We start from the raw sequence: 15,253 nt of genomic DNA, 5'->3' as shown, positions 1-15,253 counted from the left end.
CGGTATCCACTTCGCTTGAAAACGCTATCGGTTATCGCCTGCGCCAGACGAACAGGCCGGACATCGCATAGTTCCAGACCACGCCCATCAGCGCGCCGGCAAGGCCCGCGAGCCACCAGATCGGCTCCTGGTCGAATACCGCGAAGGCAACACCGACATTGGCGAGCAGCCCGACGCCGCAGACCAGATAAAACAGCAACAGGCCGCGCAGGATCGCAAATCCCTTCAGCCGCTGGTCGCGATAGGTGAGGAAATTGTTCAGGATGAAATTGCTGGTCATCGCGACCAGCGCACCGGCGGCTTGCGCCTCGGCAAACGGCTCCCTGAAGAGTTCGTGCGCGATGAACAGCGCCACCAGATGCACGACAAGGCCGGTGCCGCCGACCATCGCGAACAACAGGAAACGCAGCGACACCAGATCGTGCGTCAGCTTGGCCAGCACCAGACCGAGGAAATCCAGCGCCACCATGGAATCGAGCTTGCTCTCGCCATGCTGGCGCGAACCGAACGTATAGGGAATTTCGACGGTGCGCAGCTTGCCCTGCGCGGTCGCGATGATGTCGAGCAGGATCTTGAAGCCCTGGGTCGAGAGCTGCGGCGCCAACTGCTCGAAGCGGTCGCGCCGAATCATGAAGAAGCCGCTCATGGGATCGGCGATCTCGACCTTCAGCGTGCGCTTGGCGACCTCGGTCGCAAGCTGACTGGCCCCTGCCCGCTGCTTGTTGAAGCTGTCGGCGCTGCCGCCCTCGATATAGCGGCTGCCGACCACGAGTTCGGCCTCGCCGCTGCGCAATAGCGCCACCATCTTCGGTAGCTGCGTTTCGTCGTGCTGCAGGTCGGCGTCGATGACGGCGGCATAGGGCGCGCTGGAGGCCAGGATGCCCTCGATGCAAGCGCCCGATAGTCCGCGCCGCCCGATCCGGCGGATACAGCGGACACGGGAATCCTTGCACGCCAAGGCCCGTACCACTTCCCAGGTCCCGTCAGGGGAATTGTCGTCGACAAAGACCACTTCCCAGGCAATGCCGGCCAACGTGGCTCCCAGCCGCCGATACAGCACGGTCACATTGTCGCGCTCGTTGAAGGTCGGGACAACGACGGAAAGCTCAGGCAAACCGGCCTGCGACGGGGTTTCGGAGCCCGGTTTGATGGCGTCATTCATGACCGGCAGCGTATATCCGCAGCCGGTTGACATGCCAAGGCGAGCTTCAGGAACGAGGTGACTGAACGATGAAGCGGAGGCGAGATCGTCCCGGTACCTGTCCGACGCGGGGCGAATCAATAGCCGCTGCCGGATTGGAATCCAGGGCCCACTTCGCTTGAAAATGCTCTGAAAATGCCAACGACCACGAACAGAGGGTGCGCGTACATCCGGCGCAGCCAAACTATTCATGGTCGTCCCAGCGCCGGAGCTCTAACGCATCAACGTCGCCGTTAGGCACCAGATAGGAATGCCTGGGGCCTTCCGCAAGGGCACTAGTTCGGCACCTCGCGAATCACCGGCCCGCGCGGGGCCGGCGTCGCGGGAACCGGCTGCAGCGCCGGCGCGGGTTGCTGGAGGCTGGCCGGCTTGGCGGGCTTGCCATATTGGCCGATCGGCCCGTAGGCGATCGCAACCACCATCACGATCGACGCGACAATGGCTCCCAAAAGGCCGGCGACTGACTGCGAATTCATACTCAATTATCCCCTACGCCTGACCGGGAACTGATATCATGGAAAAAGCGCGCGGAGGAATAGTCTCGGTATCAGCGGCCGCCAATACCGGCCCCGGGGCCAACGTCCAAAATCTCACCACGCGAGCGCCCTGCAACGGACAAGCAAGAACCGCGATTCCATCGTAAACATGGCGGAGTCTCGGCCTTTGGGTTGAAAGGGAATAGGGGAAAAAGATGTCGAATACAGATCAGGGCAAAGCGCCCGGGAAATCCGGACGGCGCAATCGGAAGGGAGAGCGGGGCAAGAAAGCCGCTCCCCAGGAAAGCCCGACCGTGAGCCCGGCGCCGGTTGAATTGCAAAGCCCGGATCAGGATCGTCAGCCGAAGCCGGCTCGCGCGGAGAGTCCTCAGGTGGATCAGCCGGCCGTCGACGAGTCAGTCGATGCCGTTGCCGTCTCGCCCGAGCCGCAGCCGCCGGCCGAGGCGCCCTCGCCGACGGAGCCCGAGCCGGCCGAGCCCGCGCCAACCGAGGCCGCATTGGCCCAGCCAGCGCCGGCCGAGGCCGCCGCATCGGCCCCGCCAGCGGCAGCCGAATCCCCGGCCGAGCCCGCGCCGGTGAGCCTGCAGACGATTGCCAACGCCTATCGGGACTACACCAGGAAATCGATCGAGGAGTTCGGGTCCTTTGTCGAGCAGCTCAGCGGCGCTCGCTCGCTCGACAAGGCGATGACGGTTCAAAGCGAATTCATGAAGCGGGCTTACGAGACCTCGGTCGCGGAGTCGCAGAAGATCTGCGAACTTCACAATCGGCTCGCCAGGCAGACCCTCGACCCATTCAAGGGGCTGGCAGGCAAGCCGCCGGCGACGCACGGCAAGTCGCAAAGCTCGCGCTAACGGCTTGGCGCAATTGAACGAGGCAAAAGGCTCCGATTTCCGGAGCCTTTTTTGTTCAAGGGCTAAGTCCATCGGTCGGCGCCCTGGCAAACTGGCCAATCAGGGCCGCTTTGGCTAACATCGGTCCGAGCCTCCCCCTCAATTTTCCGACGAGTCTCCCGTGAGCAAGCCTGCCAAATCGACCGCAAAAAACAGCGGCAGCATCTATATCGGCATCGGCGGCTGGACCTTCGAGCCGTGGCGCGGGGTCTTCTATCCGGAGAAGCTTGCGCAGGCGAAGGAGCTATCCTACGCCGCATCGAAGCTGACCTCGATCGAAATCAACGGCACCTATTACGGATCGCAGAAGCCGGAGAGTTTTCGCAAATGGGCGCGTGAGGTGCCCGACGGGTTCGTGTTTTCGTTGAAGGGACCGCGCTTCGCGACCAACCGCCGTGTGCTGGCCGAGGCCGGCGACTCCGTAAAGCGCTTCTATGATTCCGGCGTGATGGAACTTGGCGACCGGCTCGGTCCGGTGCTGTGGCAATTCGCCCCGACCAAAAAATTCGACGGGGCCGACTTCGGCAAGTTTCTCGAACTCCTGCCGCGCAAGCTCGAGGGACGCGCGCTGCGTCATGTGGTCGAGGTGCGGCACGACAGTTTCTGCGTGCCGGAGTTCATCGCCCTGCTACGCGAGTTCGAAACGCCCGTCGTGTTTGCCGAGCACGGCAAATATCCGGCGATCGCCGACGTTGTCAGCGACTTCGTCTATGCGCGGCTGCAGAAGGGCAATGACGAACTCAAGACCTGCTATCCGCCGAAGCAGCTCGACGCCTGGGCCAAGCGTTTCCAGGCGTGGGCCAGTGGCGGCGAGCCTGACGATCTGCCGCGGGTCGACAAGGCCAAGCCGAAGAAGATGCCGCGCGACGTGTTCGCCTATGTGATCCACGAGGGCAAGATCCGCGCGCCGGCGGGCGCGATGGAGCTGATCGAGCGCGTCAAGTAGCCCGAGCTCAGTCGAGCCTGATGCCGGCCTCGCGGATCAGTTTCGTCCAGCTCTCGTATTCGGACGCGACGAAGGCATCGAGCCTGTCGTCCGGCAGATCCCACGCCTCCCCGCCGCTCTTCTCAAAACGCTCCTTCAGTTCCGGCAGCGCGGCGCGGATTTCGCGACGCAGTTTGGCGATGGCCTCCGGCGGCGTCCTGGCGGGCGCGAAGATGCCGAGCCAGGAATCGACATCAAGGCCGGAGACGCCGGCCTCCGACATGGTCGGCACATCGGGCGCCAGCGGGCTGCGCTTCGACGACAGCACCGCGATGCCCTTCGCCTGTCCCGATTGCACGTAAGGCAATCCGGCGGCGATCGAATCGAAAAACAGGTCGATGCGGCCCGCCAGCAGATCGGTAAAGGCCGGCGGCGAACCCTTGTATGGTATCTCCTGGAATTTCACGCCGGCCGCCTTCATGAATGCGGCGGCGACCAGATGCTGGCCCGTGCCGACGCCGGCCGTCGCAACCGAAATCGAGCCCGGGCTGGCTTTCGCGGCTGCAACGATGTCCTGCAGCTTGCCATGCGGCAGATCCTTGCGGCCGACCATCACGTAACCGAACTTGTAGATCAGCGCGACCGGCACGAAGTCCTTGCGCGGATCGTAGCCGAGCTTGGAGTAAAGCGCCGAATTGAAGGCCATGTTGGAGAGCCCGCCGACCACCAGCGTGTAGCCGTCCGGCTCGCTCTGGCTTGCCGCCTGCGTGCCGACCACGGTGCCGGCGCCTGGCTTGTTCTCGACCACGAAAGCCTGCCCCATCCGCTTCGACAGCGCGTCCGCAAGCTGGCGGCCGACCAGATCGTAGCTGCCGCCGGGGCCGATCGGGACGATGATTTTCACCGGGCGATCGGGATAACCGGACTGGGCGTGCGCTGCGGCACCACCCAACACGATGAGCGCGAGCATCCATGCTAGCGAGCGGCAAATTCGATTCATCGCATCCCCCCGTGACGACGGCCATCGACTGGCTCTTTCCGGGAACTATGCGATATGAGGCCTCTGTCGGCAACGCGGATGTAGCAATCGACCGACCGTTACAATAGCCTTGCGCAGCGACATAACGTCTGGATCGAGATGGCCCGCAGGACCAAACGCCTCTTCACCATCGGCTACGAGCAGACCCCGGCAAAGGCGGTGCTCGATGAGCTCGAGGCCGCCGGCGTCAAGCTTTTGGTGGACGTGCGCGCCGTCGCCTCCTCGCGGCGGCCCGGCTTCTCCAAGAATCAGCTCGCCGCGGGTCTCGATGAGCGCGGCATTTCCTATCTGCACCTCAAGGGCCTCGGCACGCCGAAGTCCGGCCGCGAGGCCGCGCGCAGCGGCAAGTTCGATCTGCTCCACCGGATTTATTCCAAGCATTTGAACACCGTGCAAGCCAAGGAGGAGCTCGACGAGCTGTCGGCGCTGGTGAAGCAAGCGGGCCCGGTGTGCATTCTCTGTTATGAGCGCGACCATACCCATTGCCACCGGCAATGGATCGCCGAGATCATCGAGGAGCGCGACGGCGTGAAGGTGGAGAATCTGGTCGCGCCGTTGCAGTGATAGGGTCATTCCGGGATGGTGCGTCAGCACCAGACCCGGAATCTCGAGATTCCGGGTTCGATGCTTACGCATCGGCCCGGAATGACACGCCATCACCCCTTGCCCTCAAACCGGAACGTTCCCTCCATCATCTTCACGCAAGCGCCGCCGACATGGATGGAAACGACCTTGCCATTCTCTTTGCGGACGCGCGTCAGCAACAGGCTCGGCCGGCCCATGTCGACGCCCTGCCCGATCGTCAATTTCAGTTCGCCGTCCTTGGTATCGTCGAGATCGGCGAGCAGCGCGGCTGATGCCGCCGTCGCGCTGCCGGTGGCTGGGTCCTCGGATAATCCACTCGAGCCGGGATGGAACATCCGCGCCTGCAGGTCGCATGGCTTTTCGCCTGCAGGCACGTCGCGCGTATAGAAGTAGACCGCATCGCTGCCGTCACAGGGGAAGGTTTTTGCGAACGCTTCGGCATTCGGTTGCGCGCGGCGCAGCGCATCCCGCGAAGCAACTTCCACCGCGAGGAAGGCAAGGCCGACCGAGATGATCTGCGGCGGATGGCGATCGGTCTTGACGTCGCCAGCCGACAGCGAGAGACAGGCGGCCGCCTGTTCGACACTGACATGCGACATCCGTTTCAACGGCTGCGGCGCGGTGAATTCGGTGCTGACGACCCTGCCTTGCTCCGTCATGATCTCGACCGGCACGAGCCCTGCCTTTTCCTCGAACAGCAACCGTGCCGGCGGCTTTTCCGCCAGCGTGGCCAGCACGAAGGCGGTACCGACATTGGGATGGCCGGCGAAGGGGATCTCGCGGTTCACGGTGAAGATACGAACCTGCGCGTCGTGGGCGCGATCGGCCACCGGCAACACGAAAGTCGTCTCGGAATAATTGAACTCGGCGGCAATCGCCTGCATCTGTTCGGTCGACAGGCCGCCGGCATCGAGCACCACGGCGAGCGGATTGCCGCCGAAGGGGCGATCGGTGAAAACGTCGACAGTGATATAACGCCGCTGCATTCCGCTACTCCCTTATCCCAACCGCCACACAGCCATCGGCCGCTCATAGCCCCTGACCTCGACCTCGCCGAGCGAGACGGCGTCGCCGCAGGCTTCGCCAAGCGCGTTGCGAACCGCCTCTGAGATCAGGAATTGCGAATCGAAATCCTTGTTGAGCGCTTCGAGCCGCGAGGCAAAGTTCACGGTGTCGCCGATCACGGTGTATTCCTTGCGCCGGGGTGAGCCGATATTGCCGGCGACGACCTCGCCGAGGTGAATGCCGATGCCGATGCGCAGCGGCCAGCTCGTCTCCTCGTTGATCCGCGCATTGGCTTCCAGCATCTCGCGCGCCGCGGCGACCGCCCGGTGCGCCGGGTCCGGCGCTTCCAGCGGCGCGCCGAACAGCGCCAAAAATCCATCGCCCAGGAATTTGTTCACGATGCCGCCGTGGCGGTCGAGAATGTCGACCAGCACCGCGAAGGCGCCATCAAGCCGAGTCACGACCTCCTGCGGCGTGCGGCTGCGCGCACCTGCCGTGAAGCTGCGGAAGTCAACGAACATGACGGCGACACGGCGGATGTCGCTATCCGTCTTGGTGCGCTCGGCCATCAGACGCTCGACCACCTGCGGTGAGACGTGCTGGCCGAACAAATTGGTGATGCGGTCGCGCGCGGTCGCCGCCATGATGCTTGCCTCGAACTGCCGCCGCAGTTGCATGCCGACTGCGCCGGCGAGCATACCTCCGACCAGGAGTATCAGGCTGCGTGCGGCATGATAGAAGACGCTGGCCTCCTGGCTGGGATCCGGATGATAGAAAATCGCCATCGCAAGCAGCTCCGCCGCGGCGACGAAGCCGGTGAAGGTGGAAAGCCAGAAATCCAGCCTCAACGTCGAAAGGATGATGAAGATGAAATAAGTCATCGGGACCACGAATCCGAGCGCGGCCACAGATCCCATGCTGTTGATATGCAGCGCCAGCGCAACCGTCGGCATCGAGGTCTCGATCAGCGCGCCGAGATAACGCCGGAATATCGGGAGGTCGCGGCCCTGCTGCCTATGCCGGGTGATCGCCCCGTGCACCCAAAGCTCGAACAGGATGAACGGCAGCATAACCGAATAGAGATAGTGTGGCTTCAGATTGCCGTGCCAGACCTGACTCACCTTCTCAGGCGCTAAAAAGTAGACGGTCCAGAGAATCGCGAACAACAGGAGGGTCGTTCCGATCAGCGCCTTGATGCGGAGCAGCTCGGTCGCCATCACTTCCTGCATCAGCGCGCGCTGGAAATCAGCCGATACGCCTGAGTCTTGCTCTTTGTTCTTCCTGCCCAAGAACGCTGCCATTCTAGCCCCTTGTCATTCCGGGGCGCCTCGAAGAGGCGAACCCGGAATCTCGAGATTCCGGGTCTGGTCCTTCGGACCATCCCGGAATGACCGCAAGATATAACCTCAATCAAGCGTGCGACGGAAGCGTGTCACCGCGATCGTCATTGCCACCAGCATCAGTACAAAGAGTGCAATCGTGTCGTACTGCAGGTTGGAGGGCTCCGCACCCTTCAGCATGATGGCGCGGACGATGCGGATGTAATGGGTCAGCGGCAGTCCTTCGCCGAGATATTGCGCCCAGACCGGCATGCCCGCGAACGGAAACATGAATCCGGACAGCAGAATGCTGGGCAGAAAGAACATCATCGACATCTGCATCGCCTGCAACTGATTCTGCACGAGTGTGGAGAAGGTGTAGCCGATCGACAGGTTGGTGGTGATGAACAGCGTCGTCAGCGCCGCCAGCAGCAGCACGCTGCCGAGAATCGGCACCCCGAACAGCAAGACTCCGATGCTGACGATCAGCGAAGCCTGGATGAAGCCGACGATGACATAGGGGATGATCTTGCCGAACATCACCTCCACCGGCTTGATCGGCATCGACAAGAGATTCTCCATGGTGCCGCGTTCGACTTCGCGTGTCACCGACAACGCGGTGAAGATCAGCATGGTCATGGTGAGGATGGTGCCGACGAGGCCCGGCACGATGTTGAGCCGCGATTCCGCGGCCGGGTTGTAGCGGGCATGCGCCCTGATCTCGAACGGCATCGCGGGCGGATCCCCGATATGGAGATCATGGGCGAGCGCGGTCTGCATCACCATGCCGAGCGCGCCGAGCGCCGAGCCGGCTGCGACCGGATCCGTGGCGTCGGCCGCGACCAAGAGCGCCGGACGGTCGCCGCGCCGCACCGCACGCTCGAAGCCACGCGGGATCTCGACCCCGAACAGCACCTTGCCGGACTGCAGGAGATCGTCGAATTCGGCGACGCTGTGCACTTCGCGGGTGAAGCGGAAATAGCTGGTGTTCTCCAGCGCCTTCAGCACCGAGCGCGCCAGGTCGCTGTCCTCCTGGATCAATACCGCCGTCGGCAGATGGCGCGGCGTGGTGTTGATGGCGTAGCCGAACAGCAACAGTTGCATGACCGGAATCATCACGATCATCGCGAACGAGACGCGGTCGCGGCGGAGCTGGATGAATTCCTTGACCAGCATGGCGTAGCTGCGCCGCCAGAAGCCGAAGGAAGGCTCCCTCGCCTCGCCAGCGGCATGAACGGTGTCGGTTGCACTCATTGGAAATTATCCTTTGAGCGGTTCATGAGATCGATGAACACGTCTTCCAGCGACGGCTCGCTGGCCTCCCAGCGCCATCCGCTCTTATCGCGGTAAGGAGCAATGGTCGCTTCAAGCGCGGACTTGTCGCGCCCCGAGACGTGCAGGCTGGTGCCGAATGGCGCCACCATGTCGATGCCGGGCTTGCCGGCGAGCTCGGCCGCAAGTCCGTTGAGATCGTCGCCGGAGACCGTCCAGGTCGACAACGCCGACTTCGCGATCACCTCGTCCACCGTGCCGTGCGCCAGCAGGTGACCGTAGGCGATGTAAGCGATCTCATGGCAACGTTCGGCCTCGTCCATGTAATGGGTGGAGACCAGGACCGTCAGCCCTTCGGCGGCGAGCGCGTGGATCTCATTCCAGAAATCGCGCCGCGCCTTGGGATCGACGCCGGCGGTCGGCTCGTCCAACAGCAGCAATCGCGGATTGGGCAGCGTGCAGGCACCGAGCGCCAGCCGCTGCTTCCAGCCGCCCGAGAGCTCGCCGGCGAGTTGCTCCTCGCGGCCGTTCAGGCCGATGCGCTGGATCATCTCGCGTGCCGCGCCCCGTGCGTCGCGCAGCCCGTACAGCCGCGCGACGAATTCGAGATTCTCGCGCACCGAGAGGTCCTGATACAGGCTGAAGCGCTGCGTCATGTAGCCGACCTGGCGCTTGATCTTGTCGGCGTCGCGGCGGATGTCGTAGCCGAGACAGGTGCCCTCGCCGGCATCCGGCGTCAGCAGCCCGCAGAGCATTCGGATGGTGGTAGTCTTGCCGGAGCCGTTGGGCCCGAGGAAGCCATAGATTGAGCCGCGTTTCACCTGCATCGAGAGGTCATGCACGACCTCGCGGCCGCCGAACGACTTCGAAAGGCCTTCGACATTGATGGCAATGTCGGGGGTTGATGCGGGCGCTGCATTCATCGCTTGTCCGCCACCGGCGTTCTTGGATTGAGGAACACGCTGATCGGCTGGCCGACGCGCAAGACGTCGGGCCGGCTCGGCCGCGCCTGGATCAGGTAGACCAGCTTGTTGCGCTCATCGAGGCTGTAGATGACTGGCGGGGTATATTCCGCCGTCGTCGCGATGAAGTAGATTTTCGCGGTGAGATCGGCCGCGCAATTGTCGCAGGTCACCCTCACCTCGTCGCCGATCGCAAGCTTCGGCAGTTCCGTCTCCGGCACAAAGAAGCGAATCTTCATGTTGCCGGGCGGCATGATCGACAGTACCGGCCGCTGCGCCGGCACCATCTCGCCTTCGCGGAAATAGATCTGCTGAACGGTGCCGCCGACCGGCGCAAAGCCGCTCCGCCGCGCCAGCCGGGTCTGGGACGTGTTGACGCGGGCTTCCGCGACGCGCAGCGCCGAGGTTGCCGAGTCGAGATTGGCCTGCGTGCCGGAGCCCGTCTTGCTCAGCGACGCCGCGCGGTCATAGGTCTGCTGCGCGTTGGCAAGCGTCGCTTTGTTCTGGTTGAGGTCGGCCTGCTGCAGATCGTCGTCGACCGAATAGAGCTGCATGCCGGGCTTGACCTCGTCGCCCTCGCGCACGTTGAGTTTGATGACACGGCCGCTTTCGTCGGGGCTGACGAAGATCATGTCGGCCTCCACCCAGCCCTGAAAGCCCGGATCCCTGCGCTCCTTGCAGCCCGCGAGCACGGCGGCGAGTGCCAGCGCGGCCAGGATCGTTATCGTTCGCGACGAAGTCATGCTGTTCTCCGTTCGCCAAAAATCAGATCGAGATGCACCCGGAACATCGCGATCGCGTCCAGTGGCGCGTGCTTGCTGAAAAGGCTCTGCCAGATCACAGCGATCAGCGCGGGCGCCACCAGGATTTGGGGAAACTGTGCCAGCTTCTTCTGCTTGATTTCGCCGCGGGCGATGCCGAGCTCGATCATGGCCCGCATCCCGGCGAGACCGCGTGTGATGACCTCGCGGTAGTAGAAGTCTGCAACCGCCGGAAATCGCGGCCCTTCGGCCACGATCAACCGGATAAGATCGCCGCGGCGGGTGGATGCCACCTCCGCGATGAAGGTGCGGGCGAAGGCCTCGACCATGTCACGCACCGACGCGCCGGGCGCAGGCGGCGTCGAACTGAGCCGGATGACAAGCGGAACGATGGCGGTGCGGATCAGTTCCTCGAACATCGATTCCTTGTCCTTGAAATGCAGATAGATCGTGCCCTTGGCGACGCCGGCGCGTTTGGCGATGTCATCGAGCCGCGTCGCCGCAAATCCGCGCGCGATGAACTCGTCCATCGCCGCCTCGATGATGGCCCCGCGCCGCTCGGCAGCGCGTTCGGCGCGATTGGAGGGCAGTTTCGACCGTGAGGGCGCCAGATCGGTTGATGCCCTCGCCCGGGCCCGACGATGGGCAGGCTTGGGGGCTGATTTCCGGGAGGCTTTGGCGGCTTCATTTGTCATGTCGCATTTATGACTGACCGGTCAGTCATTGTCAATTCGAAACTCGCTGCCCCGCCGCTCACTTGGGCGTGACTGACGTCAGCGAAACGCAGATCGCCCTGCAAGTACCGGAACATTCTGCGCCTCGCCCACGTGCCGTCATATCCCATGCATGCGGGATGTCGCCGTCGCCCATCCACGCATTGCGAGCGCCAGCGAAGCAATCCATTTCGCCGCTTGCTGAGGCATGGATTGCTTCGTCGCTTCGCTCCTCGCAATGACGCCAAGGTGCCTACCTCGCGCGAAGTCGTCATACCCTCGAATGCGGGTATCCAGTACGCCGGGACTGATCGGTTCAATCATTGACGTCTCTGGAATACTGAATCGCCCGGTCAAGCCGGGCGATGACCGGTGAATGTGCGTCGGCGTTCTCGCGGCGCCTGGCACCGGACTTTGCCAGTCTCACCCTCGAAATGGAGGGTGCAGGGAACGCCGGGTGCCGGCTAGCACCCGCGGTCTCGTGTCAATAAGCGCTGGGAGATGCGCACACGAGCATACAGCCGAAGCAGTCCAGCACTCCCTGAGTGATGGGTTGACGGCTTATGCCGTGCTCTCCCTGGAGATTGCATACCATCCGGACACGCTATCGGACTTGAATTGGCCGCGATCGCATCCGCATTATTTGTTCATGGGCGCCATAGCCAGAGCGCTCTCTTGGGAGGAATGAGATGAAAGCATTCACATTGGGTGCGGCGATCGCGCTCGCGTTTTCCGCCGCGGCTTACGCGCAAGCACCGAGCTGGACGGTACCGTCCGAGAGCCAACGCTGTCCGTCGAAATGGGGCGCGGCCGACGAGCGCGGTTCGGCCAATCACCAGAAGCCCGCGGCCGTGCTGAACGCTGCCAAGCTCATCAAGACAGGCGAAGTGATCGAGCTGGCGCACGTGCTCGGTCCCAACATGGCGTTCTTCGGAACACGGCGCTTCGACATGCACACCAAGCGCACATTCATGAACCAGTTTTCCAACATGCGCGGCTCGAACGAAGAGATCATCATCACCGAGCTCGGACAGGTCGGCACGCAGTTCGACGGCTTTGCGCACCAGACCCATCTCAATAGCTGGTACAATTGCCAGAAGGTCGACGAGAACACCGACCGCACCGGCTTCAAGAAGTTCGGCATCCACAATGTCGGCGCGCTGTTCACGCGCGGCGTCCTGATCGACGTCGCCGCCTTCAAGGGCGTCGAGATGCTGGACGACAATTACGAGATCAGCGTGGGCGATCTGGAAGGCGCTCTGAAAAAGCAGAATCTGACGCTGCAGCCCGGCGATGCCGTCATCATCCACACCGGCTGGGGCAAGCTCTACGGCAAGGACAATCCGCGTTACGTGAAATCCTGCCCGGGCATCGGCGTACAGGCCGCGCTTTGGCTTGCCACCAAGGACCCGATGCTGCTCGGCGCCGACAACTGGCCGGTCGAGGTCGCGCCCAACCCGGACAAGCAACTGTCGCTTCCCGTGCACCAGATCGCACTCGTGGTGAACGGCATCCACCTCCTGGAGAATCTCAAGCTTGATGAGCTAGCGCAAAAAGGCGTCGGAGAATTTGCCTTCGTGATGCAGCCGCTCAAGATTCAGGGCGGCAGCGGCTCCACGGTATCGCCGATCGCGGTGAGATAGCGGTGGTGTTTACGTAGCGGGTAAGACCCGGATGTCGCTTCCGCCTTCCTCTTTGAGCTACGGCGGACAAGCCGTTCATCCGGGCTACGCTGCTGGCTGTTTCGGCGCGTCCTGCTCACGCCAACCACGCTACTCCTCGGTCGGGCCGCGAAGCAGGCGGCGAAGCTGCTGGGCTTCGTGCCACGTCGCGTAGGCCTCCTTGCCGAAGCGGCCGAGCGTGGTTGCGAGTTGCACGATGATGAGCGTGATCATGGCTGACGGCCTCCGCTCGCGAGCAGGCGCCCGATCTCGCGCTCTGCGTCGTCGGTCAGAGTGAATCCGCGGGCGGCAAGATACTGCTCGACAAGACGGTCGGCGCGACGCTGCCGGGCTTCGAGTTGAACGCGCAACAATCGGGAGAGAAATGAGGGCTTTTTGGTCGGGGTAGAAAACCAGGCCCCAGTGGTGAGTACGTTCGCCATGGATAGCTCCCTTGTCGGAGTTGTCCTTGGGCGAATTTCCTTCCTGACGGGGAGATGAGTATTGGTGCCGGCGAATGCGAGATCGATTAGCCCGCATAGCAGCAACATCAAATACGCATGGTCCGCCGAGCCCACGCGAATCATCGACGCCCGGAGATTGCCGCTTAGGTGAATCCAAACCGCTCACTTCGCGAACGGATTGACCCAACCTCCCCTTCCCGCCGGCGCGCGCGGCGGATAGGCCGCCTCCAAGTAGTTCAGGACCGTGTCGCGGTCCTTCTCATCGAGCGGCGGCATGCCGTGGCGGCGGACCATCAGGTTGATCGAATCCTCCCACTGCGCGCGCGTCATGCCCTGCTGCGCGACCAGGCGAAAACCGTGGCAGGCGGTGCAGGCGTAGAAGGTCTCATTGCGGCCTGCGCCCGCGACGAAGTCCTCCGGACTTTCATCCCGCGGCGCGAAGGCCGTTTGCGCCATCGCCGGCGCAGTCCAGAGCGCACCGGCGACAACCAACCACACCAAGCCGAGCCATGCAAAACGCTGCATCATCCGACCAGCACCGCGATGCGGTGCATGGCATTGCCGCCATAGCCTTGCGGATTCCAGAAGCCGGCCTGGTGCGGCTGCATGACGCCCTTGGAATCGGTGGCGCGCGCCCAGATCTCGAAATAGCCGTCGGTCGGCAATTTGATGGTCGCCGTCCAGCGCTGCCAGTCATATCTGTTCTTCGGCTTTTGCAGCGTGGCGCGCTGCCAGCTCGCCCCGAAATCGGTCGAGAGATCGACCTGCTTGACGGTGAGATCGCCGGCCCACGAGGCGCCGCGCAGTTTCAGCTCCTTGGTTCCGGCCGCGAACTTCGCGCCGTTGGCCGGATTGGTGATGATCGAGCGCACCGGCATCGATTCCACAATGCGGAAATTCGCCGGATCGGCCTTGCCGCCGGGCACCATCGGCTTGATCGCGGTGCGGTAGGAAAACTCGGTCATGCCGGGACCATCGTGCTCGCGGTCGCGAATGGTGATACGCGTCAGCCATTTCTGCGAGGCCGAGCCCGCCCAGCCCGGCACGATCAGGCGCACCGGCCCGCCATGGATGTTCGGCAGCGGTTGGCCGTTCATGGCCCACACGATCATGGTATTCGGGTCCATCGCCTTCTCGATGCGCACGCCGCGCGAGAGGCTCGGCTTGTCGGGGTCGCCGGACAGATGCAGGTCGGCGGCATAATGCGCGGTATACTTGGCTGTCGGCTTCAGCCCGGACTTTTTGAGCAGATCGGCAAGCGGCACGCCGGTCCATTCGGCGCAGCCCGCGCCGCCATTGGTCCACTGATTGCCGCGCGCCGGCGGTGAAAACCCGGAGCGGCCATTGCCCCCGCATTCCAGCACCATGCGCCGCGTCACCGCCTTGTACTTCGATTTCAATTCGCCGAGGGTGATCTCGATCTTGTTGTTGACCTCGCCGTCGATGGTGATCTTCCAGGCGTCGGGCTCCTTGGTTTCCTCGGGGATTTGGCCGTTGTTGCGGATGTAGAATTTTTCGATCGGCGTGGTGTCGTCGTCGAGCAGGCCTTCCGGCGTCTCCGCGACCAGCGGCTTTTCGCCGAGCACCACGAGCCCCTCATGCTTGCCGGGATATTTCAGGTATTGCGGTCCCTTAGCAGGTCCAGGTGCGGCAGGCGGAGCCGCTTGCGCGTGGGCCTGGGGCATGCCGAGGCCGCCGCGCCAGAGCGGTAGCGTACCGCCGACGGCCGCGCCGAGCGCCGCCAGGCCTGAACTGCCCAAAAATCTGCGCCGGCTGGTATCGAGGTTGTTGCCGCCAGCCCCATTGCCCACGGTTTGCCGCGCCATGACGTCCTCCCTTGTCGCCCGCTTCCGGGCTTTCTTGGTCGGGCTTCCCACCGGAAGCCCGACTGGAAGGAGTATTTGCGTTTTGCGCGCGCACCGCAAGATGCGCCGGGGGCGCAGGCTGACACTTCTG

The 15,253-nt window shown here is 63.3% G+C and carries 17 protein-coding genes; 4 read left to right on the top strand and 13 right to left on the bottom strand.

Going from position 1 to position 15,253, the window contains the following annotated elements; all coding sequences use genetic code 11:
- Positions 1-31: 31 nt before the first annotated feature.
- Entirely contained in the window at positions 32-1,162 is a 1,131-nt protein-coding gene (locus HCN50_RS08095; protein WP_171709071.1) for a glycosyltransferase, read from the bottom strand.
- A gap of 314 nt (positions 1,163-1,476) precedes the next feature.
- Complete coding sequence (locus HCN50_RS08090; RefSeq protein WP_171709070.1) at positions 1,477-1,677, bottom strand: hypothetical protein; 201 nt, start codon at positions 1,675-1,677, stop codon at positions 1,477-1,479.
- A gap of 392 nt (positions 1,678-2,069) precedes the next feature.
- On the opposite strand from HCN50_RS08090, the gene HCN50_RS08085 reads away from it, so the two are divergent.
- Positions 2,070-2,552 (top strand): phasin family protein, encoded by a 483-nt coding sequence (locus tag HCN50_RS08085; protein WP_311967476.1) that lies wholly within the window; start codon positions 2,070-2,072, stop codon positions 2,550-2,552.
- 160 nt (positions 2,553-2,712) lie between these two features.
- Positions 2,713-3,537 (top strand): DUF72 domain-containing protein, encoded by an 825-nt coding sequence (locus HCN50_RS08080; protein ID WP_171709068.1) that lies wholly within the window; start codon positions 2,713-2,715, stop codon positions 3,535-3,537.
- Between the two features lie 7 nt (positions 3,538-3,544).
- On the opposite strand, the gene HCN50_RS08075 is transcribed toward HCN50_RS08080, so the two are convergent.
- The gene (locus HCN50_RS08075; RefSeq protein WP_171709067.1) at positions 3,545-4,486 is read right to left on the bottom strand and encodes a Bug family tripartite tricarboxylate transporter substrate binding protein; all 942 of its coding nucleotides are present in this window, start codon (positions 4,484-4,486) and stop codon (positions 3,545-3,547) included.
- Positions 4,487-4,654: 168 nt separating this feature from the next.
- On the opposite strand from HCN50_RS08075, the gene HCN50_RS08070 reads away from it, so the two are divergent.
- Complete coding sequence (locus tag HCN50_RS08070; RefSeq protein WP_171709066.1) at positions 4,655-5,119, top strand: DUF488 domain-containing protein; 465 nt, start codon at positions 4,655-4,657, stop codon at positions 5,117-5,119.
- Between the two features lie 92 nt (positions 5,120-5,211).
- Here the strand turns inward: HCN50_RS08070 and HCN50_RS08065 are convergent, their stop codons facing one another.
- From HCN50_RS08065 to HCN50_RS08040, 6 genes are all read right to left on the bottom strand, one after another.
- A complete protein-coding gene (locus HCN50_RS08065; RefSeq protein ID WP_171709065.1) occupies positions 5,212-6,126 on the bottom strand; it encodes a PhzF family protein in 915 nt (304 codons plus the stop codon).
- A 12-nt stretch (positions 6,127-6,138) separates the two neighbouring features.
- A complete protein-coding gene (locus tag HCN50_RS08060) occupies positions 6,139-7,446 on the bottom strand; it encodes an adenylate/guanylate cyclase domain-containing protein (protein WP_171709064.1) in 1,308 nt (435 codons plus the stop codon).
- Between the two features lie 105 nt (positions 7,447-7,551).
- The gene (locus tag HCN50_RS08055; protein ID WP_171709063.1) at positions 7,552-8,718 is read right to left on the bottom strand and encodes an ABC transporter permease; all 1,167 of its coding nucleotides are present in this window, start codon (positions 8,716-8,718) and stop codon (positions 7,552-7,554) included.
- Positions 8,715-9,659, bottom strand: a complete 945-nt coding sequence (locus tag HCN50_RS08050) for an ABC transporter ATP-binding protein (RefSeq protein ID WP_171709062.1) — start codon at positions 9,657-9,659, stop codon at positions 8,715-8,717. Before HCN50_RS08050 ends, HCN50_RS08055 begins: the two co-directional genes overlap by 4 nt.
- Complete coding sequence (locus HCN50_RS08045) at positions 9,656-10,441, bottom strand: HlyD family secretion protein (RefSeq protein ID WP_171709061.1); 786 nt, start codon at positions 10,439-10,441, stop codon at positions 9,656-9,658. The genes HCN50_RS08050 and HCN50_RS08045 overlap by 4 nt, the downstream gene beginning before the upstream one ends.
- Positions 10,438-11,154 carry a TetR/AcrR family transcriptional regulator gene (locus HCN50_RS08040; protein ID WP_171709060.1) on the bottom strand — a complete coding sequence of 239 codons (717 nt, stop codon included), beginning with the start codon at positions 11,152-11,154 and terminating at the stop codon, positions 10,438-10,440. Before HCN50_RS08040 ends, HCN50_RS08045 begins: the two co-directional genes overlap by 4 nt.
- 707 nt (positions 11,155-11,861) lie before the next feature.
- On the opposite strand from HCN50_RS08040, the gene HCN50_RS08035 reads away from it, so the two are divergent.
- The gene (locus HCN50_RS08035) at positions 11,862-12,815 is read left to right on the top strand and encodes a cyclase family protein (protein WP_171709059.1); all 954 of its coding nucleotides are present in this window, start codon (positions 11,862-11,864) and stop codon (positions 12,813-12,815) included.
- Between the two features lie 129 nt (positions 12,816-12,944).
- Here HCN50_RS08035 and HCN50_RS34215 read toward each other — a convergent pair whose 3' ends face one another.
- The 4 genes from HCN50_RS34215 to HCN50_RS08020 all read right to left on the bottom strand — a co-directional run bounded on the left by HCN50_RS34215 (position 12,945) and on the right by HCN50_RS08020 (position 15,123).
- On the bottom strand, positions 12,945-13,067 hold the full coding sequence (locus HCN50_RS34215; RefSeq protein WP_283812056.1) for a hypothetical protein: 123 nt from the start codon (positions 13,065-13,067) through the stop codon (positions 12,945-12,947).
- Positions 13,064-13,276 carry a hypothetical protein gene (locus HCN50_RS08030; protein WP_171709058.1) on the bottom strand — a complete coding sequence of 71 codons (213 nt, stop codon included), beginning with the start codon at positions 13,274-13,276 and terminating at the stop codon, positions 13,064-13,066. Before HCN50_RS08030 ends, HCN50_RS34215 begins: the two co-directional genes overlap by 4 nt.
- A gap of 183 nt (positions 13,277-13,459) precedes the next feature.
- Positions 13,460-13,825, bottom strand: a complete 366-nt coding sequence (locus HCN50_RS08025) for a hypothetical protein (RefSeq protein WP_171709057.1) — start codon at positions 13,823-13,825, stop codon at positions 13,460-13,462.
- Positions 13,822-15,123: a sulfite oxidase gene (locus HCN50_RS08020; protein WP_171709056.1), complete on the bottom strand. Its 1,302-nt coding sequence runs from the start codon at positions 15,121-15,123 to the stop codon at positions 13,822-13,824. Before HCN50_RS08020 ends, HCN50_RS08025 begins: the two co-directional genes overlap by 4 nt.
- Between the last annotated feature and the right edge of the window lie 130 nt (positions 15,124-15,253).

This window comes from Bradyrhizobium archetypum, from assembly GCF_013114835.1.
Taxonomy (GTDB): domain Bacteria; phylum Pseudomonadota; class Alphaproteobacteria; order Rhizobiales; family Xanthobacteraceae; genus Bradyrhizobium; species Bradyrhizobium archetypum.
The sequence above is the reverse complement of the archived record's forward strand: the minus strand, read 5'-3'. Positions and strand labels throughout refer to the sequence as shown.

What these genes read in the sequence shown, in the direction of transcription:
- HCN50_RS08095 (WP_171709071.1), bottom strand. Translation starts at nt 1,162, where the DNA reads ATGAATGACGCCATCAAACCGGGCTCCGAAACCCCGTCGCAGGCCGGT.
- HCN50_RS08090 (WP_171709070.1), bottom strand. Translation starts at nt 1,677, where the DNA reads ATGAATTCGCAGTCAGTCGCCGGCCTTTTGGGAGCCATTGTCGCGTCG.
- HCN50_RS08075 (WP_171709067.1), bottom strand. Translation starts at nt 4,486, where the DNA reads ATGCTCGCGCTCATCGTGTTGGGTGGTGCCGCAGCGCACGCCCAGTCC.
- HCN50_RS08070 (WP_171709066.1), top strand. Translation starts at nt 4,655, where the DNA reads ATGGCCCGCAGGACCAAACGCCTCTTCACCATCGGCTACGAGCAGACC.
- HCN50_RS08065 (WP_171709065.1), bottom strand. Translation starts at nt 6,126, where the DNA reads ATGCAGCGGCGTTATATCACTGTCGACGTTTTCACCGATCGCCCCTTC.
- HCN50_RS08060 (WP_171709064.1), bottom strand. Translation starts at nt 7,446, where the DNA reads ATGGCAGCGTTCTTGGGCAGGAAGAACAAAGAGCAAGACTCAGGCGTA.
- HCN50_RS08055 (WP_171709063.1), bottom strand. Translation starts at nt 8,718, where the DNA reads ATGAGTGCAACCGACACCGTTCATGCCGCTGGCGAGGCGAGGGAGCCT.
- HCN50_RS08050 (WP_171709062.1), bottom strand. Translation starts at nt 9,659, where the DNA reads ATGAATGCAGCGCCCGCATCAACCCCCGACATTGCCATCAATGTCGAA.
- HCN50_RS08045 (WP_171709061.1), bottom strand. Translation starts at nt 10,441, where the DNA reads ATGACTTCGTCGCGAACGATAACGATCCTGGCCGCGCTGGCACTCGCC.
- HCN50_RS08040 (WP_171709060.1), bottom strand. Translation starts at nt 11,154, where the DNA reads ATGACAAATGAAGCCGCCAAAGCCTCCCGGAAATCAGCCCCCAAGCCT.
- HCN50_RS08035 (WP_171709059.1), top strand. Translation starts at nt 11,862, where the DNA reads ATGAAAGCATTCACATTGGGTGCGGCGATCGCGCTCGCGTTTTCCGCC.
- HCN50_RS34215 (WP_283812056.1), bottom strand. Translation starts at nt 13,067, where the DNA reads ATGATCACGCTCATCATCGTGCAACTCGCAACCACGCTCGGCCGCTTC.
- HCN50_RS08030 (WP_171709058.1), bottom strand. Translation starts at nt 13,276, where the DNA reads ATGGCGAACGTACTCACCACTGGGGCCTGGTTTTCTACCCCGACCAAA.
- HCN50_RS08025 (WP_171709057.1), bottom strand. Translation starts at nt 13,825, where the DNA reads ATGATGCAGCGTTTTGCATGGCTCGGCTTGGTGTGGTTGGTTGTCGCC.
- HCN50_RS08020 (WP_171709056.1), bottom strand. Translation starts at nt 15,123, where the DNA reads ATGGCGCGGCAAACCGTGGGCAATGGGGCTGGCGGCAACAACCTCGAT.